The following is a 21,876-nucleotide window of genomic DNA, read 5'->3' as shown; positions in this document are numbered from 1 at the left end:
AATTAAATTAAGATACAAATTATTAATAGTGAGGAAAATGATGAAAAAAAGATATAAAAAAAGAAAAAAAACCATAAGTAATTTCGATGTTGTAAACTCTATATTAACTACTCTTTTAGTAGTTTTAGGGGTATTAGTTGGATGGACAATGTTTAAATATGACTTTTTAAATTTCAGAGGAATTAATTTTGGAATTATAATTGTCATTATGATTTCGATTATAGTTTCGGTGTTTCTAATAATTAAGAAAAAAGCCAAAGTGTTTAATACTGTAATGTTAATAATAATGAATATTATTTTGATCTTCTCGTATGTTCAGTTTAAAACAGCTGTTGGATTATTTGAAAATTTAAATAATAATGCAGAATTTAATGAGTATACTTTGAGTATAATTGTATTGAAAGATGATAAAGCAAGTAAATTATCTGATTTACAAGGAGAGTCTGTGGCTGCACCAGTTTCTAGTGATGGTGAAAATATTAATAAACTGATGAAAGAAATTCGAGAAAAGAAAAAGCAAACAGTTGACTTAAAAGAAACTAGAAATTATATTACAGCGTATGAAGCGTTGTTATCTGGTTCTACAAGAGCGATGATTCTTAATAGTTCTTTTGAAGATTATATTATTAAACAACATTCAGATTTTAAAGAAAAAACAAAAAAAATATATGAATTCAAAATTAGAAAATCAATAAATTCAAAAGGAAATAGAAATGCTGATAAAGTTTTTAATATTTACGTGAGTGGAATTGATACATATGGACCTATATCTAGTGTAAGTCGCTCTGATGTTAATATAATATTAACAATAAATAAAGAAACTGGTAAAGTTTTATTGACTACAACTCCACGGGATTCATATGTAAAAATTGCTGATGGTGGTAATAATGAATTTGATAAACTAACTCATGCTGGTCTTTATGGTGTTGACTCATCAATTCATACATTAGAAAATTTATATGATATAAAGTTAGATTATTATGCAAGGCTTAATTTTACATCATTTTTAGAATTGATAGATACAGTGGGGGGAGTTGATGTTTATAATGATCAAGCCTTTTCTGCTGGTAAGTATAATTTTAATTCAGGACTTGTTCATTTGGATGCCGATAAGGCGCTTACCTTTGTTCGTGAAAGATATAGTTTAGCCGATGGAGATAATGATCGTGGTAAGAACCAAGAAAAAGTTATAGCTGCAATCATTAAAAAGCTTACTACTAAAGAAGGCTTGACTAATTATAAGACCATTATAAATAAGATTAGTAAATCTGTTCAAACAAATATGCCTATAGAGACAGCAAATAAATTAGCGAATGAACAGCTTAATTCTGGTAAAGAATTTAGTGTTGCTTCTCAAGCTCTTACAGGCAAGGGAAGTATGGGATTACCTTCATACGCTATGCCGGGAGCAAATCTATACATGACAGAAATTAATGAACAAAGTTTAAATGAAGTTAAGGAAAACATTAGAGATGTAATTGAAGGAAAGTAGTTGGAGGAGAAGAAAAAGATGATAGATATTCATTCTCACATAATTTTTGGAGTTGATGATGGAGCTAAAAATGAAAATGATACAAGGGATTTATTAGAAGAAAGTTATAACCAGGGGGTAAAAGGAATTATTGCGACACCACACAGAAGACAGGGGATGTTTGAAACTGATTTAGGAATAATTATTGAAAATTTTAAAAGAGTAGAGGAAATTGCTAAAGAGGTTGCTGATGATTTGAAGATATATTTAGGAAGTGAAATCTTTTATAAAGATGACGAAATTGAAAATATCGAAAATAAAATACATCCTACATTGGCAGGTACCGATTATATTCTTGTTGAATTTCCTTATGAGATGAGATATAAAGAGATTAATAGGGCTCTCAGTAAGATTTTATTTCTTGGTATAACACCTGTAATTGCTCATGTTGAAAGGTATATAAATGTTGATGAAGATGGTATCCAAAAATTAATTAATATGGGAGTGTACATTCAAGTAAATGCTGAGAGTGTATTGAAAACTAAACTAATTAGAGATAAACACAAACATTTTAAAAAAAGAGCTAAAAAGTATTTGGACAAAAATCTAGTTCATTTTATCGCTAGTGACATGCATAATATGAAAACAAGAAGAACTTATATGAGAGAAGCATTTGAACAAATTAAAAGTAAGTATGGTTTATCAAAGGCTCTTGAATTATTTGAGGAGAATCAAGAAAAATTGTTAATGAATAAAATTATCTAGAAAAAAGTAAAAATTTATATCTTATCTACCAAACTTTTCTATAATATATGTACATTTTTTAAGAATAAAATGGTGAAAAATTCTTATTAGATATGAAATATAAAAGGAGGAAGCAATGTACGATTATTTAATAGTTGGGGCTGGATTGTCAGGTGCGATCTTTGCACATGAAGCAACCAAACAAGGAAAAAAAGTAAAAGTAATAGATAAACGCGACCATATTGGTGGGAATATCTATTGTGAAAATGTTGAGGGAATCAATGTTCACAAATATGGTGCTCATATTTTCCATACTTCTAACAAAGAAATATGGGATTATGTGAATCAATTCGCTGAGTTTAACAATTATATTAACTCACCAGTAGCAAACTATAGAGGTAAATTATACAATCTACCTTTCAACATGAACACTTTCTACGGATTATGGGGAACTAAGACTCCTGCTGAGGTAAAAGCAAAAATCGCTGAACAAACAGCCCATCTGCAAGATAGTGAACCTAAAAACTTAGAAGAACAAGCGATTAAGCTTATTGGTACTGACGTATACGAAACATTAATTAAAGGTTATACAGAAAAACAATGGGGACGAAGTGCTACGGAACTACCACCATTTATTATCAAACGTCTTCCTGTACGCTTCACATTTGATAACAATTACTTTAACGATAGATATCAAGGTATTCCAATCGGTGGATACAATGTTATTATCGAAAATATGCTTAAAGGAATCGAAGTAGAATTAAATGTGGACTTTTTCAAAAATCGTAAAGAATTAGAAAAATGTGCAAAAAAAGTAGTATTTACGGGAATGATTGATCAGTATTTTGATTATAAATATGGAGAATTAGAATATAGGAGTCTTCGCTTTGAACATGAAGTACTAAATGAAGAGAATTACCAAGGTAATGCAGTAGTAAACTATACAGAACTTGAAGTACCTTTTACTCGTATTATAGAGCACAAACATTTTGAAAAGGGTACTCAAGAAAAAACGGTTATTACACGTGAATACTCAGTAGATTGGAAACGTGGCGATGAACCATACTATCCAATAAATGACGCTAAAAATAATGGAATTTATCAAAAATATTTAGAAGAAGCAAAAGGTAAAGACGTAATCTTTTGTGGTCGTCTTGCAGACTATAAATATTACGATATGCATGTAGTAATAGAGAGGGCTCTTAATGTAGTAAAAGAAGAATTGAGTTAGCAATCTATTATACATAATTAACGTAGATTAGATATAATTTTTATGATCAAATAGATTATTTTTTATAGTAAATACCTGTTATCTGTGATAATATTATTAATAAGTTTAATACATTAATAATATTTACAATTAATTAAGGAAGTAGTAGGAAATAATATGGGAAAAAATAATAATCAAAATAATCATCAAAGTAATGGATATAATTACGATGATTATCAAAATCAAAATTACAATGAAATGAATTATGGTAATAATAACCAAAATTATAATAACTATCCTAACGGCAATTATGAAAATAATAATTGGAATTATAATGAATATCCTAATCAAAATATGAATAATACATATCAAAATAGTAATTATTATGATAATGGTCAATACCAACAAAATGGTCAAGAATACTATAATCAAAATTATAATAATCAAGAATTTGAATATGAAGAGTATAAAGAACCTAGGAAAAAAACAGGATTATTATTTCTTATTAGTTTCTTTATAATAGGGCTATTAGCGATATCCGGTTACTTCGGTTATACAAAGTATTATTTGAATAGCAAAGCGATAGTGGATTTAAGTCAATATGAAATTGAATTTAAACCTTATGGTTCAGATGGTGATGGAACAGCGGCAGCTGATATAAAAAAAATTCCAACAGTAAAATCAGATGATTCATCTGTAACACAATTTCTTCAAGAACCATCGATTACATTTAGTAAAACTAATAATTTAAGAAATGGTGAAAAAGTTGAGGTAACTATTAGTTTGAGTAAAACATCTGCTGAAGCAAAGAAACTTGAATTAAAAGGTGAGTTTAAACGCTCATATACTGTAAGAGGTCTAAATGAAAAATCTAAAGATAGTTTTAGAGATAGTAACTCCTCATCAGGAATAAAAGTTTTGAGAGAAGATAGCTCGATTGATACTAAGGAATTATCAGATGTACAAGTCGGTGATTGGGCGAGAGCGATGTATATTAAAAATTATTCGAGAAATTCATCAACTTATGACTTTTCTTATGATGTTTGGTTAGGTAGTGATCATTTAGCTTATGTTAATCTGAAACGCAACGGTGATGTTGTTGGTAAATATAGAGTTAACGGTCGTGGCCAATTAGAACACAATGAGCGAGGAAGTTGGTATGTTGTAAGCGGCACTTTCACATCATAAAAAATATACTAACTAAAATATTTTTATATTCATAAAAAAAATATACAAACATATAAAACTGATAACTGAGATATAGATAACGTATTCTTGTTATCAGTTTTTTTATAAATTATTTTATAAAAAATTTTAAATAACACTTGTAATTAATTATAATTAATGAGATAATAGTAAATATAATGCAAATAGAGTAAGAGGAGATTTATACTTATGACAAAGATTTTAGCTATTAACTCAGGAAGTTCATCTTTAAAATTTCAATTATTTGAAATGCCTGAAGAAACAGTTATTACAAAAGGATTAGTTGAAAGAATCGGTATTGATAACAGTGTATTTACTATCGAGTTCAACGGAGAAAAAAATAAAGAAACATTAGATATTCCTAACCATGATATCGCTATTGAAATGTTACTTGAAAAATTAACTAAATTAGGAATTGTAAAAGATGTAAAAGAAATTGAAGGAGTTGGACACCGTGTAGTTCATGGTGGTGAATTCTACGATGCATCTGTTTTAGTTACTGATGAAGAATTAGCGAAAGTTGATTCTATTGAAGACTTAGCGCCTTTACACAACCCAGCAAACATTAAAGGTGTTCGTTCATTCCAAAAAGAATTACCAGGAGTACCTAACGTATTAACATTTGATACAGCATTCCACCAAAGTATGCCAAAATCAACTTACATGTACGCTGTGCCAAGAGAATTCTATGAAAAACACGGAGTTCGTAAATACGGTGCACACGGAACAAGCCACAGATATATTGGTGAAAAAGTTGCAGAAATTCTTGGTAAAGATCCAAAAGAATTAAAAACTATTTCATGCCACATTGGTAACGGTGCTTCAATTTGTGCTATTAAAAATGGTAAATCTTTTGATACATCAATGGGATTCACACCATTGTCAGGATTAGTAATGGGAACTAGAACTGGAGATATCGATCCAGCTACAATTCCTTATATTGCTCAAAAAACTGGACTATCTCTTGAAGAAATCGTTCGTATTTTTAACTTTGAATCAGGACTTAAAGGTGTATCTGCCCTTTCTTCTGACTTACGTGATGTAGAAGGAGCTAGAGATACTAATCCACACTGTGCAGAAGCTATTGATGTTTATATCAACAGAATTAAACAATACGTTGGTGCGTATGCTGCAGCTATGAATGGAGTTGATGCTATCGTATTTACTGCTGGTGTAGGTGAAAATGCTACATGGGTACGTGAAGAAGTATTAGAAGGATTAACTTTCTTAGGCGTTCAAATCGATAAAGAGAAAAATAATGTTCGTGGAAAAGTGGCTGAAATTTCAACAGCTGAATCTAAAGTTAAAGCATTTGTAATCCCAACTGACGAAGAGGTTATGATTGCTAGAGATACTTATAACTTATCTAAATAATATCAAAAAACTTTAAAGGGCTGGGTATTGTACCAGTCCTTTTCTATTTGAAAGGACAATATGAATTTAGAAAACTTTAATTATAAATTTAAAGATGCTATAAATATTCTTAAGACTTTTAATAAAAATGGATTTGAAGCTTATTTTGTCGGTGGTTGTGTAAGAGATTTTCTTTTAGGCAAAGATTTTTCAGACATCGATATTACAACGAATGCCTTACCTGAACAAGTAAAAAATATATTTCGTAAAAGTATTGATACTGGAATTCAACATGGAACAGTTACAATATTAGTAAATGGTGAAAGCTACGAAGTCACAACATTTAGAAAAGAAGACGAATATGTCAATCATAGAGCACCAGATAAGGTTGAATTTGTTAGTGATTTAAAAGAGGACTTAGATAGACGAGATTTTACTATAAATGCTATGGCACTAGATTCAAAGGGGAAACTATTTGATTTTCATAATGGTGAAGTCGATTTAAATAATAAAATTATTAAAACTGTTAATGATCCAAATGAAAGATTCTTTGAGGATGCTTTAAGAATGTTGAGGGCTTTTCGTTTTTCTTCAAAATTAGGATTTGATATTGATAGTAATACTATAATGGCAATAAAAAACAATGCTAAACTAATTGAATATGTATCTATTGAGAGAATTGTTAATGAATTTAGAAAATTATTAGAGGGTAAAGGAAACAATAATAGTATGCAATTAATGATAGATAGCACGCTTAATAGTTATATACCGTTCATAAAAGACATAACAGTTATTGAAGATTTTTCTAAATACACTTTTTGTCAAAGCTTGTATATTCTATCTACTCTAAACAAAATTTCTACTGACGAGCTAAAGAAATTAAAATTATCTAATAAGGAACTTAAATTAGTTAAAGAATATGAAAAAATTAGAAATGAGTTTAAAAATAACAATCCATTAGAAATTATTTTATATAAGTATGATATTGACAATGTTAGGTTTATTTGTAGTTATTTTAAATTTAGAGATATATCTGAAATCAATAAAGTTAAATTAGCAATTACATCGTTAAATGATATTGATATTACGTCTGAAGAAATTATAGCATTTATTAATAGAAAACCTGGACCGTGGATTAGAGAACTGGTTACTTTGCTCGAATATGAAATCTTAGTTAATGGTTTAGTTAATAATAGGGATAATATACTAGATTTTTTAGAAAAAATGAGAGATAATATATAAATAACTAGAAAGTGAGGTGAGAGAATTTATGAATAGATTATTTTGTATCGTTGATATTGAATTAACTGAAGACAAAGAGATTATTCAATTTTCAGCAACAAAACTTGACGATACTTTTAAAGAACTAGAGTCAATTAATTATTATATACAACCGAAAAAAGAAGTATCTTCATTTGTTACGGAACTTACTGGAATAAGTAATGAAATGCTTAGGGATAAACCGTACTTTGAAGATGTAGCTGTCAAATTATATGATTTTATTAAAGATGATATACTAGTTTGTCATGGACTAGCTTCAGATTATATAATTCTAAAAAAGAGATTTCACGATGTTGGAATTATGTACAAGGCAAAGTTGTCTTTAGATACTGTCGAGCTAGCTAGATTATTTATGCCATCGCAAGTAAGTTATAAACTATCAGATTTATCAAATTCTCTTAGCCTTTATTCCGGAGAAGGATTTCACAATGCAGCTATTGATGTAAAAGTAACAGTTAAATTATTAGAAGCAATTGCATACAAAATAGCTAATTTGAACAGCTATAACTATAAAAAAATAGAAGAGCTTCTTGAAAAAATCAATTTTAGTACATATAGATTTGCAAAATTTTGTAAAAAAAACTTCAAAGATAATATGTCTATTACTAACAATTATTTAATATTTCAAGATGTTGCCTTTAAAAAAGTATCTTACACTATAAGTATGGAAAATTATCTTAAAAAGTACATAATATTTTCTTCTATCGATGAGAAAGAGTATATACGAAAATTTAAAGTTGCTAATTATACAATTTTAAAGAAAAAAAGTAATTACGTACCGTTAAACATATTTACTCTGTTTCCCAAAAAAGAAGATCTTAATTTAGATAAATTATTAATTAAATTATATGTATGGGTATTAGAAACACAAACTGGAGATTTTTGTGAATTAAATCTATTTTATTTAGAAAAACAATACATTGAAAGCATAAAAAATGCCGTTTCTATAAGTTCAAAATCGTATTATTTTGATGAGAAAAATAAAGCCGCATTGCACTCGGAAAATATTGTTACAAATTATGATTCCATAGAGTATCTAATAGAGAATAAAAATTTAAAAAATTATACTTTTATCTTTGAGAATAAGAGAATTTTAGGACGTGAATTAGATTCTAAAAATACTAAAGACTATTTTTATAAGAATGTCATAGTTGAATTAAATGTTGCTGTTTCGAAAAATTTAAAAGATAAAAACATAAAAATATTAAGAAATAATATAGATGGTTTGGTGAAATTTTTACATGAAATGTATATTTCGGAAAGTCTGTTTTTATACAATGATAGTTTATCTTTCATTATTCAAGATGTTGATGCTATTTTAAATGATATTAAAATTTATCATAAAGAATTACCGATTTCATATAAATTCATAAAAAAACTACGTAGTGTCTTAACTAATTCTAAAAATACTTATAAGTTTGTAGTTTTAGATCAAGAAAATAGTTTAAAACTAACAGTTGTCGATGATAAAAAGGTAAAAGGTTTAATTAATGTGATTCACTCTAAAAATCACAAATATATAAATTTAAATTCTAAGATTAAATTTATATATTGTAATGGTGATGAAGAATTATTAAATACAAAGACTCTGGGTACAGTATTGTTTATTTTTGAGAGTAATAAATATAAAGACATATACTTTACAAAACGAGAGAAAAAAAGTTATATTAAATACTTTAATTTTTCGATAAAAGATAATTTTAAAGAATTATATACTGAAGTTATAAAAAATAATAAACTATCTTGTAGATGTTACGCAACAAAAGATATACTTGAATATAGGTACTATTTAAGAGATATTTTTGATAGTATTGTTGTATTTCGTGATTTAGAACATTAACTTTAAAAATAAGTATAGTTAATTAAAAAATTACTAAAAATATGATATAATATAAATAGTTTTTATATAACTACGAACATAATAAATATCGAATATAATAATTATAAAAATTAGGAGGGACTTAAAGTTGAACATTAACAATTTAAAAGAACAACTAGGTCAAAAAGTAACTCTTGGTGCATGGATTGCTAACAAGAGAAGTAGTGGTAAAATTGCATTTTTCCAATTAAGATATGGAGCTGGCTTTATCCAAGCAATAGCTTTAAAAGAAGCATTAGGTGAGGATAAGTATCAACAATTACGCCATTTACCACAAGAAACTTCATTAAAAGTAACAGGTTTAATTAAAGAAAATGATAGAGAATTATCAGGAATTGAATTAGAAATTGAAGATTTCGAAGTGATTTCTGAAGCAATCGATTATCCAATAACTCCAAAAGAACATGGAGTAGAATTTTTAGCAGACAATCGTCATATATGGATTCGCTCTAAGAAGCAACATGCTATTTTAACAATTAGAAATCAAATTATTAAATCAACTTATGATTTCTTTGAAAAAGAAGGTTTCTTAAAAACAGATCCACCAATTTTAACATCATCAGCTCCTGAAGGAACTACAGAATTATTTAATACTAAATATTTCGATGAAGAAGCATATCTTTCTCAATCTGGACAATTGTACTTAGAAGCAACTGCAATGGCTTTTGGAAAAGTATTTTCATTTGGTCCTACGTTCAGAGCTGAAAAATCTAAGACTCGTCGTCACTTAATCGAGTTCTGGATGATTGAAGCTGAGATGGCATTCTGTAATCATGATGAAAGTTTAGCTTTACAAGAAGCATTTGTAAATCATTTATTAACTGATGTGCTAGAAAAATGTCAAGAACAACTAAAAGTTCTAGGACGTGATGTAGAAGCTCTAAATAATGCAAGAGGAGAGTTCCCACGTATTAAATATAAAGATGCTATTAAATTATTAAAAGAAAATGGTTTTGATGATATTGAATATGGTGATGATTTCGGTTCACCTCATGAAACTTTCATCGCTAACAGCTATAATAAACCTGTATTTATTACACATTGGCCATTAGATATTAAACCATTTTACATGATTGAAGATCCAAATGAACCTGGTGTTGTATTATGTGCTGATTTAATAGCTCCAGAAGGATACGGAGAAATTATCGGTGGTTCTCAACGTATTGATGATTACGATACATTGTTAGAAAACATTAAAAAACATGATTTAAATCTTGATGCTTATGGTTGGTATTTAGATTTACGTAAATATGGTTCTGTTGAACATGCAGGATTTGGTCTTGGTTTAGAAAGAACTGTGGCTTGGATTACTGGTAATGGTCATGTTCGTGAAACTGCACCATTCCCTCGTCTTTTAAACAGACTTACACCTTAGGAGTTTCAAAATGATCAATATCAATATAAAAGGTATTTTAATTGATGCTGATTTCTTATTGAATTATACAAATCATAACTTATCTGGAGAGGAAGCCATGTTTCTTCTTCAGATAAGTTATTTGACAAATCAAGGGGAAATACCTTTTTCAATAGAATTAGTAAAAGAACATCTTAGAATGTCTGAAAAAGAGATTTTTACAATGTTAGATGTTTTGATTAATAAAAGATGTATAGCTCTGTCATCTAATAGTAAAGTAAAATTTTATGTGTTTAGTGATAAAGAGAACTATTATACTTTAAGAGAATTATTAAAGCTTGTTGAGCGTATTACTGGAAAAATACTAACTTCAAAAGAGTTAGATATCGTCTCATCATGGTTCGAAAAACAATATACAAAAAAAGAAATTGATGAAGCATTAACCTTATCTAAAAATATTAGTTATGTAAATGGAATTTTAAATAATAAGGTTAATAAGGAAGTAGAGTCAGAAAGTGGTAGTAGTTTAGGTTATGACTGGTTTAACAAATAGGCAAAAGAAAATTAAAGCAAAGAAAATAATGGAATATCTTGATAAAGTATTTCCTAATGTGGAATGCGAATTAGATTTTTCAAATAATTTAGAGTTGATTATAGCTGTATTATTATCTGCTCAATGTAAAGATGAGTATGTAAATAGAGCTACAGTAGGGTTATTCGAAAATTATAAAACAATTGACGACTATGCAGATGCAAAGGTTGAAGATATTGAAAAATATATTAAAACGCTAGGGTTATACAAAGCTAAATCGAAAAATATTGTTGGAATGGCTAACATGTTACGAGATGTTTATGATTATGAAATTCCAAAAACTAGGGAAGAATTAGAAAAATTACCTGGTGTTGGTAGAAAAACGGCTAATGTTGTACTTGCTGTAGGTTTTAATATTCCGGCTATTGCGGTTGACACACACGTTGAACGTGTGGCTAAGATGTTTGGTCTTGCAGAAAAAAATGACAGCCCGCTTCAAGTAGAAAAAGAGCTTATGTCTATCTTTCCCATGGAAAGTTGGGGTAAAATTCATCATCAATTAATACACCTTGGGCGTTACAAACTTCCTGCGAGAGGTGAGAAAACAATAGACCCTGACTTAGAAAAATTATTATTAAAGAATTAAAGGAGAGCAATATGTTATTAATATTTATAGCTACAGGTTTTTTGATATTATTAGATCAGTTAAGTAAAAATTTTATAATTAAGCACTTCACTTTAGGAGAGAGTAAAGAAATTATTACAAACTTTTTCAGTATCTCTTCTCATAGAAATAGAGGGGCTGCTTGGGGAATTTTACAAGATAGTAGAATCTTTTTCTTAATTATTACAGTTCTTTTTATTGCAGTGTTATCTTATTATTTATTTAAACAAAAAGAAACTTTAAATAGTTTTGATAAATTAACATTTGCATTAATATACGGTGGATCTTTTGGTAATTTTATCGATAGATTAACACGACATGAAGTTATAGATTTCTTAGATTTTAGAATATTCGGCTATGATTTTCCTATATTTAATTTAGCTGATTGCTTTATTTGCGTAGGAGTAGTATTTTTATTATTCAAAATTTATAGAGAAGAAGATTAGGACTTGTTTAGGGACAAACCAACAATTCCATCTATTAAAGAACTAATAGTCGTAGTAGTTTATTGGTAACTTAATTCACTTTATGAAAGCTTTTTAGATATCTAATAAACTATGTGGGGGTGACTCGACAAAATCGATTTCTCAGAAAACACGATTTTTGAGTCATCCCATTTTTTGTTAGAATATAAATTATTTATGTAATTTTTAAAGGAGTTTAAAATGTATTATTGCACCTATAAGAGTAAAATCGGAATGTTATATATTGTTTCTGATGGAGTCAATCTATGTGGATGTTATTTAGAAGGCCAAAAATATTTTCCTAAGGATTTATCTAATTATATCTTCAATGATTCACTTGAAATTATAATTAAGTGTAAGGTTTGGTTAGATAAGTACTTTAATGGTGAAGTACTTAATTTAGAAGGTATTTCTATAAAGTTTCAAGGAACTCAATTTCGTAAAGATGTTTGGAATTTGATTATGGAAATACCACATGGAAAATTAGTAACATATAAAGATATTGCAGAAAAAATTGCTAAGGATAGATGTCTTAAGACTATGTCCTCTCAAGCAGTTGGTGGGGCTGTCGGACATAATCCTATACTAATATTTATCCCTTGCCATAGAGTAGTGGGAACAAACGGAAGTTTAACTGGATATGCAGCAGGTATTGAAGTGAAAAAATTTTTATTGAATTTGGAAAATGGTAATAATAGTTATTAATTAGATCGTTATATACCAACGAATAATAGAAGAATATCAGAAAATATGTTATAATTATTATGATTAAATTCTTTATTAGGAGAAATAAATGAACAATAAAAAAATAGTATTTATGGGAACACCAGAGTTTGCTGTTCCTGTATTAGAAATGTTAATAGAAAACTATGGAGTTGATTTAGTAATAACTCAGCCAGATAAAAAAGTAGGACGAAAAAAAGTTTTAACGCCTCCACCTGTCAAAGTTATAGCGTTAGAAAATAACATAAAAGTGCTACAACCTGAAAAAATATCAACAGATGAGGAAACTTATAATACATTAAAAGATCTAAATCCTGATATTATCATTACGGCTGCTTATGGACAATTAGTTCCTGAAAGAATATTAGAGATTCCTCACCATAAATGTATAAACGTTCACGGTTCTTTACTACCTAAATTACGTGGAGGAGCTCCTATTCAATATTCTATTCTTGAAGATCATGAAAAAACAGGTATTACTATTATGTATATGGTTAAAAAACTTGATGCTGGTGATATGATTTCTAAAGTAGAGGTTGATATTCTTGACAGTGATAATTATGAATCTTTACATGATAAGCTGTCAATTGCAGGACGTGACCTATTAAATGAAACACTACCAAGAATTTTCAGAGGAGACATTAACCCGCAGAAACAAAATGAGGAAAAAGCTACATTTGCTAGCAATATTTTAAGAGAAGATGAGAAGATTGATTGGAATACTCCAGCTCGAGATGTATTTAATAAAGTTCGTGCATTAGACCCTACTCCAGGAGCATTTACGTTTTTAGATGGCAATGTACTTAAGATTTGGTCTAGCGAAGTTATTAAATTAGATGTTGAATCAAATTTTGATAAAGTAGGAACTATTATTAGCCAAGATAAGAAAAGTATTTATATTTTATGTGGTAATAAAACTGTATTAAAAGTTAATGAACTTCAAGTGTCTGGAAAAAAACGTATGCCAGTAGTTAATTTCCTATCAAATAAGAAAGACTATGTGGGGACAATTTTAGGTGAAAAAAATGAGTAGCATTAATGCTAGAAGTCTTGCATACGAAGTATTATTTACGATTATTCAAGAAGATGGATATAGCAATATTACTTTAAATAAATATTTTAATCAATACAAAGTTGAGGAACAAGATAAAAGATTTATAAGCGAAGTAGTATATGGCACTATTAAGAATAAATTGTATTTAGAACATATACTTAAATCTTATTCTAAAGGAAGAGTTAAACCAAAGGTTAAAATTATTTTATTAATGAGTATTTATCAACTTCTTTATATGGATAAGACTCCAAATTTTGCTATTATCGATGAAGCTGTAAAATTAAGTAAAAAAATTGCTGGAAATATTACGGGTAAATTTGTTAATGGTATATTAAGAAATATTGAAAGAAATGCTAAAAACTTAGAATTAAAATATAAAAATAAGACTGAAAAATTTTGTGTGGAAAATAGTTGTCCTAAAGAATTATTTGATATTTTAAACAAACAATACGGTAAAGAAAAAGCACAAAGTATAGTTGTTTCATTTAATCAAAAAAGTAAGAATAGTATTAGATATAATCCACTTAAAACAACAAAATCAGACTTAATAGAAAAATTAGGTAGTGCTGTTAGTGAAAGTGAAATTTGTGAAGATAGCCTTATTTTAAATAAATTAAATATTGATAATTCTTTATTTACTAATGGTTACTACATTATTCAAGACGAAGCTAGTGCTTTAGTTGCATCGTCAATAGGATTACCAGTTGATAAAGAGTATAAAATATTAGACACATGTGCAGCACCTGGTGGGAAAAGTTTACATATTGCAAGCAAGTATTTTAATTCTAGTTTAGTTTCATGTGATAAATATATACATAAGTTAAAATTGATTGAAGATAATACTGCAAAACTTGGTATTTCGAATATTGAAATAAAAGAACAAGATGCAACTATAAATAATTCTTCATTTAATGATAAATTTGATATAGTAATTTGTGATGTTCCTTGTTCAGGTATAGGGGTTATAAAAAATAAACCAGAAATTAAATATAAAATTACAAATTCATATGTAGAAGAAATTTCAAAACTACAATATCAAATATTAGATAATAGCAAAAAATATGTGAAGAATAATGGGATACTGATGTATTCTACTTGCACTATTGATAAGAGAGAAAATATAGAAAACATTAATAAGTTTTTAAATGAAAATAAAGACTTTAAATTAGAGAATATTTCTCTAAAAAATAGTATTATTAAAACTAGTGAAAATGGTGTATTAGAAATACTACCTGATGAATATAGTTGCGATGGTTTTTTTATCGCAAAACTTAGAAAAATGGAGGCAAAATGTTAATTTCAGATTTTAAAGGTTATAAAAAATCTAGATGGTTAAAAGATTTTGATAAAATGTCTATATATTCTTTAAGGTTAGATCAACTAGAAGAATATATTGTTAGTATAGGTGAGAAAAAGTTCAGAGCTAAGCAAATTTTTGATTGGTTATATAAGAAAAGAGTTACCACTTTTTCAGATATGAAAAATATTCCTAAATCTTTACAAGAAAAATTAGCTAAGGAATTTGAAATCACTACTTTAAATACAATTATTAAACAAGAGTCAGCTGATGGTACTATGAAGTTTCTATTTGAACTTCAGGATAAATATACAATTGAAAGTGTACTTATGAAAAATAAATATGGTAATTCACTTTGTGTAACTACACAAGTTGGTTGTCGTATTGGTTGTACATTTTGTGCGTCTACACTTGGTGGATTAAAACGTAATTTAGAAGCAGGTGAAATTGTTTCTCAAGTTTTAAAAGTTCAACAAGAATTAGATAAAAAAGGTGAACGTATTTCTAGTATTGTTATTATGGGAATTGGTGAACCATTTGAAAACTATGATGAAATGATGGACTTTATTAGAATTGTCAATAGTGACGAAAGTTTTAATATTGGTGCACGTCACATCACAGTTTCTACTTCGGGAATAGTACCAAAAATTTATGATTTTGCTAATGAAAAAGTTCAAATAAATTTTGCTGTATCTTTACATGCTCCAACTAATGAATTACGTAGTAAGATAATGCCTGTTAACAGAGCATACAACATTGATAAACTAATGGAAGCTCTTAAATATTATCAAAAAACTACGAATCGTCGTATTACTTTTGAATATGGTTTAATGGGGCAGGTTAATGATCAAAAAGAACATGCGGAGAAGTTATCTGAGATAATTAAAGATATTAATTGTCATGTTAACTTAATTCCGATTAACTATGTACCTGAACGAAATTATGTTAGAACAAGTAAGGGTGATATTTTCGCATTCGAAAAAGTTCTTAAGAAAAATAAAGTAAATGTAACTATAAGAAGAACTCAAGGTGACGATATTGATGCAGCTTGTGGTCAACTTCGTGCCAAAGAACGTAAGGATGAGGTAAAAGGAGGAATTCCAGATGCCACTAGTATATTCGTATAATAGTAACAAGGGTAGAAAAGAAAGAAATGAAGATGCAGTAAGTGTTAGTAAAAATAAACAAGGCGAAGTACTTGCCGTTGTTTGTGATGGTGTAGGTAGCCATAGTAAATCAGCGTATTCTAGCAATTATATTGTTTCTACATTAGAGAAGGAATGGCAAGATTTAACGTTTGCTAATTTTAATAATATGAAAAATTGGCTATGTGATAAGATTGAAAAATTAAATCTTGAGTTATTTGAAAAATCTCAAAATAAGAATAAAAAAATGGGAACTACTATTGTGACTGTAGCAACTTTTGATAATCAGGTAGTTGTATACAATATTGGTGATAGTAGTGCTTATGGCTTAACTAAAGATAATGAAATTGATGTCGTAACAGTTGAAGATTCTTTTGTTGGTGCTTTGATTAGTGCGGGAGCTATTACTGTTGAAGAAGCAAAAACTCATCCTGAAAGACATGTATTAACTCAAGCGTTGGCAACAAAACCTAATATAGAACTACATACATTTATTGATGATTTAAACAAGTATGACTATTTTTTAATTTGTTCAGATGGATTAACTAATATGATAGAAAATGAAGAAATTCAAAAGATTGTACGTAATAATGAATTATCTACAGCGGTTGATATTTTAATTGATATTTGTGTAGAACGTGGTGGAGTAGACAATATTTCAGTAGCTATAATAAATAATCTAGGAGGTGTAAACCATGATAAATAATATTATTTGTAATAGATATAAAATCTTGGATCATCTAGGAACTGGTGGTATGGCTACGGTTTGGTTAGGATATGATACAATTTTAGATAGAAAAGTTGCTATAAAAACTTTCAAAATTGATGTGAATGATGAAGGAGCTGTAAAAAGGTTCAATAGAGAAGCAAAAGCAGTTACTAGTCTTTCACATCCTAATATTGTTTCTATATATGATGTTGAGAATGAAGGAGATTTTTATTATTTAATACTTGAATATATAGAGGGGATGACTTTAAAGGACTATATGATTAAAAATCCCCGTATTTCAATTGAAACTATTGTTCATATTGCTAAGCAAATAGCGGCAGGATTAAGTCATGCCCATCAAAATGGTATTATTCATAGAGATATAAAACCTCAGAATATATTAATGGATGAAAATTTAACTTGCAAAATTACGGATTTTGGTATTGCAAGAGCATATGGGGATACAACTCTAACTCAAACTAATCAAATGCTGGGTACTGTATATTATTTATCTCCAGAACAAGCTCGTGGAAATGTCGCTACAGCACAAAGTGATATTTATTCATTAGGGATTTTAATTTTTGAGATGATAACTGGTCAAATTCCTTTTAAAGGTGAATCGGCAGTAGCTATTGCGTTGAAACACCTACAAGAGGAGTTACCTGAAATTGATAAATATAGAGAAAATATTCCTCAAAGTGTAAAAAACATTGTTCTTCAAGCAACAATGAAAAATCCAAATGAAAGATATATTAGTTCAAAAGAATTATGTGATGATTTAAGCACTGTTTTAAATCCAGAGCGTTTATATGAAAATAGATATACTGGATTTAAATTAAATACTGAATCTGTTAACAATTATAATCAAACACAATATATTGATACACCTGTTAATGATAATCATTATGATTATAATAATTATAATGAAGAAGTTGATTATTATGAATATGAGGAAGATAATAGTCGAAACAATAGAAAAAATAATAGACGTTATCAGTCTAAAAACTTACCTAACAATAGTTATAATAATGTAAATAAAAAGCATGAAAAAGAAGAAACTTCTAATGCTAAGCATATATTTTTAGCTATTTTAGCAATTATTGCAATAGCTGTAGGTACATTCTTTACTTATAATTATGTAGTAGGAGCTAATAGCGTTTCAGCGCCTGATGTTCGTAATAAAACTCTTGAAGAAGCTAAGGTAGCAATTGTTAAAGCTGGTTTAGAGGTTGGAGATATTACTGAGGTAGCTAGTGATGATGTTAAAGAAAAAACTGTAATTGATAGTGATCCTAAGGCTGGCAAAAAGGTTAAAAAAGGTTCTACAGTAGATTTACGTGTTTCTTCTGGTAAGAAAACAGTAGATATGCCAAACTTTATAGGTATGGATGAAGAGACTGTTAAGAGAAATGCATCTAAATTAGGATTTAAAAATGTAACTGTTGAGAAAGTAGAGAGTGATAGATATGATACAGGTAAAGTAGTATCACAAAATATCACAGCTGGAACTGAGATAGTTCCTAAAGAGAAGGAATTAATAATTCAAGTTTCTAATGGTAAAAAGAAAATTACAATGCCTAATCTAGTCGGCGAAGATAGTTCTAATATTGAAAGTATTCTTTCGTCATATGGATTTAAGAATGTTTCTTATCGAGAAGAATATTCTGATAAAGATAGTGGTACAATAATCTCACAAAATATTAGAACTGGCTCTAGTATAATTCCAAGTGAAGAAAGCTTAGAGATTACTATTTCTAAAGGTAGAGAAAGAAGTTCATCAAGAGATAGCTCAGATAGTGATTCGAGAACTAGTGATAGCAGTTATTCTTATAGTAGTAATAGTAGTAGAAGTAACTCTTCTCGATCTAATTCTAGTAGTAACAGAACTAGAGGTAATAGCTAGTAGTTGAGTACAAAAGCGCAGTAGAGATTTTATATTTCAGCTGTGCTTTTTATTAAATTAATAAGTGAATTAATGGAGATTTATATGAATTTAACATTACAAAAAAAATTAGATTTAATACCAGAAAATCCTGGTTGTTATTTATATAAAGATAATATTGGTGAAATAATATATGTTGGAAAGGCTAAAAACCTAAAAAATAGAGTAAAAAGTTATTTTACAGGAACACATAATAAAAAAACACAAACTCTTGTTTCAAAAATAGAAGACTTAGAGTATATAATTGTTAATTCCGAAAAAGAAGCATTATTACTAGAGAACAACTTAATAAAAAAATATCGTCCATATTTTAACATACGCTTAAAAGATGATAAAAGCTATCCTTATTTAATGATTACTAAGGAAGAACATCCTAGATTAATCATGACTCGAAAGTATAAAAAGAACAATAAAAATATATATTTTGGACCTTATGTTGATATTAAATCTGCTGCAGAAGTTAAGAAAATATTAGATAAAATATACCCTTTGAGAAAATGTAATCCAGTAGAAAAAAGACCTTGTATGTATTATCAAATCGGTGAATGTATAGGACCTTGTGCGAAAAAAATTACTTCAGAAGATTACAAAGTACAAATTTCAAAAATTAAATCATTTTTAACTGGCAATACTAAGGAAATACTGACTGATTTAAAAAATAAGATGGAAAATCATATTAAAAACTTAGAGTTTGAAGCTGCTGGTCAGATTCATAGCTTTATAAAATCTATAGAAGTTTCTGTTCAAAATCAAGTAGTATCAGATAGTAACAATGTCGATAGAGATTATATAGGTTTTACATTTAATAACGATTATATTTGCATTCAAATATTTTTATCGAGACTAGGTAACATAATAGAACGCAAAGTAGAATATTTTAATTTATATGATAGTCCCGAGCAGATTTTATACTCTTATTTAATGCAGTATTATTCAATTAATAAACTTCCAAAAGAAATATATATTGATGAAGTTGATGAAGATTTACTTTCCGATGTCGTTGCTTGTAAAGTTATAATCCCAAAAAGGGGTAATCATAGGAAAATTTTAGATACAGTAAAAGAAAATGCTTCACATTATTTAAATAATAATTTGGCTATTGAAGAGCTTAAAGAAAGAAAATTACAGGTAACACTTAATAATATTGCAGAAAAGTTAGGTGTTAGCACAATTAATAGTATCGATGCTTTCGACAATTCGAATATTATGGGAATTGATGCTGTTTCTGTTAAAGTTAATTTTACAAATGGTAAGAAGAATACATATAATTATAGAAAGTTTAAAATTGACGAATCTATAGGTATTAATGATGTTCAAACTATGAAAGAAGTTCTATATAGAAACTATAAAGATAAAAAGACAAATACAGAATTGCTTATTGTGGATGGAGGTAAAAATCATCTTAATGTAGCAATAGATGTAGTGCACAATACTCTAGGATTAACTCAAATTAAAATAATCGGCTTAGCTAAAAATGATAAACATATAACTGAGTATATTATTACTGATGATTATGAAATTATCGAATTTCCTAAAACATCTTCAGAATATTTGTTTTTAAAACAGATTCAAGATGAAGTACATAGATTCGCTATTACTTACCATAGAGCGACAAAAACTAAAAACATGTTTACTTCTAGTTTAGATAATATACCTGGTATAGGAAAAGTTAGAAAACAACTATTATTAAAATCATTCAATTCTTTAGAAGAAATAAAAAATGCATCCGAAGATAAGCTTTTAAAACTTGGGATTCCTAAAGATGCGATAAAAAATTTAAAAAATAAACTTTAAAAACTTAAGTTATCCATATTTTAGAAATAAAAATATACGGATAACTTAATTTTTTTGAATTATTCTATAGAAATATTACCAAAAGTATGGTATAATAACTTAAAGAAATTATAAAAGTCGAGGAGGCAACTATGAAATTTTTATCATTCAGTTATAACGATAAAGAATTATATGGAGTAAAAGTAAAACGCGAAGAAAGTGCATGGGACTTAATTAAAGTACTAGAAGATTTCGATAATAGTGAAAGTATTCCACAAACTTTAAGAGAAGCAATTGAAGTATATGGTGTTTCTTTTATTGAAAAAGTAAGAAAAGTATTAAAATTAGTTGAAGAAAGCGGCAACGCTGACAATTACAAAGTACCATTCGATAAAATAATTTGGCGTTCTCCAATCACAAGAACACCTAAAAATATTCTTTGTGTTGGGCATAACTATGAAGCACACGTTAGAGAACTTGGCGATGAGTTAGCAAAGACTCCTAAAGATGTTCTTATCTTTACTAAAGCAACAACAGCTTTAGCTGGTAATAATGAAGTAGTTCCATCTCATAAAAATATTACAGATAGCTTAGACTTTGGAGGAGAGCTTGCAGTAGTAATAGCAAAACCAGGTAAAAACATTCTTAAACCTTTAGTATTAGATTATATTTTCGGATATACAATTATGAACGATATTACAGCTACTGATCTTCAGTATAAACATGGACAATTTTTCTTAGGGAAATCATTAGAAAAATCAGCAGTAGTTGGACCATATCTTGTTACTAAAGACGAAGTTAGTTCACCAGAATCAATGAATATTGTTACAAAGGTAAATGGTGAGATTAAACAAAATGCTATGACTTCTGAAATGTTATTTAGAGTTGATGATGTATTAGCTGAAATTAGTAAAATAGTACCACTAGAAGCTGGAGATATCATTGCAACAGGAACACCTGCAGGAGTCGGATCAGCACAAAACCCACCAAAATTCTTACAATCAGGTGATGAAATTAAAATAACTGTTGAGGGAATCGGTACATTAACTACTGTAATCGGAGACTAAGTAGAAAG

19 protein-coding genes are annotated in these 21,876 nt (G+C 28.3%); all 19 read left to right on the top strand.

All coding sequences use genetic code 11. The features are described 5' to 3' along the window. Positions 1-40 precede the first annotated feature (40 nt). The 19 genes from RWL85_RS02075 to RWL85_RS01985 all read left to right on the top strand — a co-directional run bounded on the left by RWL85_RS02075 (position 41) and on the right by RWL85_RS01985 (position 21,868). Positions 41-1,492, top strand: coding sequence for an LCP family protein (locus tag RWL85_RS02075; RefSeq protein WP_314084328.1), 1,452 nt, complete (start codon positions 41-43; stop codon positions 1,490-1,492). Between the two features lie 18 nt (positions 1,493-1,510). Continuing rightward, a complete protein-coding gene (locus RWL85_RS02070; RefSeq protein ID WP_314084325.1) occupies positions 1,511-2,236 on the top strand; it encodes a CpsB/CapC family capsule biosynthesis tyrosine phosphatase in 726 nt (241 codons plus the stop codon). Positions 2,237-2,351: 115 nt separating this feature from the next. Further along, the gene (glf, locus tag RWL85_RS02065) at positions 2,352-3,446 is read left to right on the top strand and encodes a UDP-galactopyranose mutase (RefSeq protein WP_314084322.1); all 1,095 of its coding nucleotides are present in this window, start codon (positions 2,352-2,354) and stop codon (positions 3,444-3,446) included. A gap of 156 nt (positions 3,447-3,602) precedes the next feature. Next, the gene (locus tag RWL85_RS02060; protein WP_314084319.1) at positions 3,603-4,613 is read left to right on the top strand and encodes a hypothetical protein; all 1,011 of its coding nucleotides are present in this window, start codon (positions 3,603-3,605) and stop codon (positions 4,611-4,613) included. A 207-nt stretch (positions 4,614-4,820) separates the two neighbouring features. Then, positions 4,821-6,005, top strand: coding sequence for an acetate kinase (locus RWL85_RS02055; protein WP_314084317.1), 1,185 nt, complete (start codon positions 4,821-4,823; stop codon positions 6,003-6,005). Between the two features lie 60 nt (positions 6,006-6,065). Then, positions 6,066-7,226: a CCA tRNA nucleotidyltransferase gene (locus tag RWL85_RS02050; RefSeq protein WP_314084316.1), complete on the top strand. Its 1,161-nt coding sequence runs from the start codon at positions 6,066-6,068 to the stop codon at positions 7,224-7,226. Positions 7,227-7,254: 28 nt separating this feature from the next. Next, complete coding sequence (locus RWL85_RS02045; RefSeq protein ID WP_314084314.1) at positions 7,255-9,105, top strand: exonuclease domain-containing protein; 1,851 nt, start codon at positions 7,255-7,257, stop codon at positions 9,103-9,105. A gap of 127 nt (positions 9,106-9,232) precedes the next feature. Then, a complete protein-coding gene (asnS, locus tag RWL85_RS02040; protein WP_314084312.1) occupies positions 9,233-10,519 on the top strand; it encodes an asparagine--tRNA ligase in 1,287 nt (428 codons plus the stop codon). A 10-nt stretch (positions 10,520-10,529) separates the two neighbouring features. Then, entirely contained in the window at positions 10,530-11,051 is a 522-nt protein-coding gene (locus RWL85_RS02035; protein WP_314084310.1) for a hypothetical protein, read from the top strand. Continuing rightward, positions 11,032-11,676 carry an endonuclease III gene (gene nth / locus RWL85_RS02030; protein ID WP_314084308.1) on the top strand — a complete coding sequence of 215 codons (645 nt, stop codon included), beginning with the start codon at positions 11,032-11,034 and terminating at the stop codon, positions 11,674-11,676. Before RWL85_RS02035 ends, nth begins: the two co-directional genes overlap by 20 nt. 11 nt (positions 11,677-11,687) lie before the next feature. Continuing rightward, the gene (gene lspA / locus RWL85_RS02025) at positions 11,688-12,140 is read left to right on the top strand and encodes a signal peptidase II (protein WP_314084306.1); all 453 of its coding nucleotides are present in this window, start codon (positions 11,688-11,690) and stop codon (positions 12,138-12,140) included. Positions 12,141-12,359: 219 nt separating this feature from the next. Then, positions 12,360-12,863, top strand: a complete 504-nt coding sequence (locus RWL85_RS02020) for a methylated-DNA--[protein]-cysteine S-methyltransferase (protein ID WP_314084304.1) — start codon at positions 12,360-12,362, stop codon at positions 12,861-12,863. Positions 12,864-12,951: 88 nt separating this feature from the next. After that, positions 12,952-13,914, top strand: a complete 963-nt coding sequence (gene fmt / locus RWL85_RS02015) for a methionyl-tRNA formyltransferase (protein ID WP_314084302.1) — start codon at positions 12,952-12,954, stop codon at positions 13,912-13,914. Further along, complete coding sequence (gene rsmB / locus RWL85_RS02010; protein WP_314084300.1) at positions 13,907-15,232, top strand: 16S rRNA (cytosine(967)-C(5))-methyltransferase RsmB; 1,326 nt, start codon at positions 13,907-13,909, stop codon at positions 15,230-15,232. The genes fmt and rsmB overlap by 8 nt, the downstream gene beginning before the upstream one ends. Continuing rightward, positions 15,226-16,359 carry a 23S rRNA (adenine(2503)-C(2))-methyltransferase RlmN gene (gene rlmN / locus RWL85_RS02005; RefSeq protein WP_314084298.1) on the top strand — a complete coding sequence of 378 codons (1,134 nt, stop codon included), beginning with the start codon at positions 15,226-15,228 and terminating at the stop codon, positions 16,357-16,359. The genes rsmB and rlmN overlap by 7 nt, the downstream gene beginning before the upstream one ends. Beyond that, complete coding sequence (locus tag RWL85_RS02000; protein ID WP_314084296.1) at positions 16,337-17,083, top strand: protein phosphatase 2C domain-containing protein; 747 nt, start codon at positions 16,337-16,339, stop codon at positions 17,081-17,083. Before rlmN ends, RWL85_RS02000 begins: the two co-directional genes overlap by 23 nt. Continuing rightward, the gene (gene pknB / locus RWL85_RS01995; protein WP_314084294.1) at positions 17,073-18,989 is read left to right on the top strand and encodes a Stk1 family PASTA domain-containing Ser/Thr kinase; all 1,917 of its coding nucleotides are present in this window, start codon (positions 17,073-17,075) and stop codon (positions 18,987-18,989) included. The genes RWL85_RS02000 and pknB overlap by 11 nt, the downstream gene beginning before the upstream one ends. A gap of 84 nt (positions 18,990-19,073) precedes the next feature. Beyond that, positions 19,074-20,822 carry an excinuclease ABC subunit UvrC gene (uvrC, locus tag RWL85_RS01990; RefSeq protein WP_314084293.1) on the top strand — a complete coding sequence of 583 codons (1,749 nt, stop codon included), beginning with the start codon at positions 19,074-19,076 and terminating at the stop codon, positions 20,820-20,822. 131 nt (positions 20,823-20,953) lie between these two features. Continuing rightward, complete coding sequence (locus tag RWL85_RS01985) at positions 20,954-21,868, top strand: fumarylacetoacetate hydrolase family protein (protein ID WP_314084291.1); 915 nt, start codon at positions 20,954-20,956, stop codon at positions 21,866-21,868. The last annotated feature ends 8 nt before the right edge of the window (positions 21,869-21,876 follow it).

Source organism: uncultured Gemella sp. (genome assembly GCF_963515875.1).
Lineage (GTDB): Bacteria > Bacillota > Bacilli > Staphylococcales > Gemellaceae > Gemella.
This window is presented reverse-complemented; position numbering and strand designations above follow the sequence as displayed.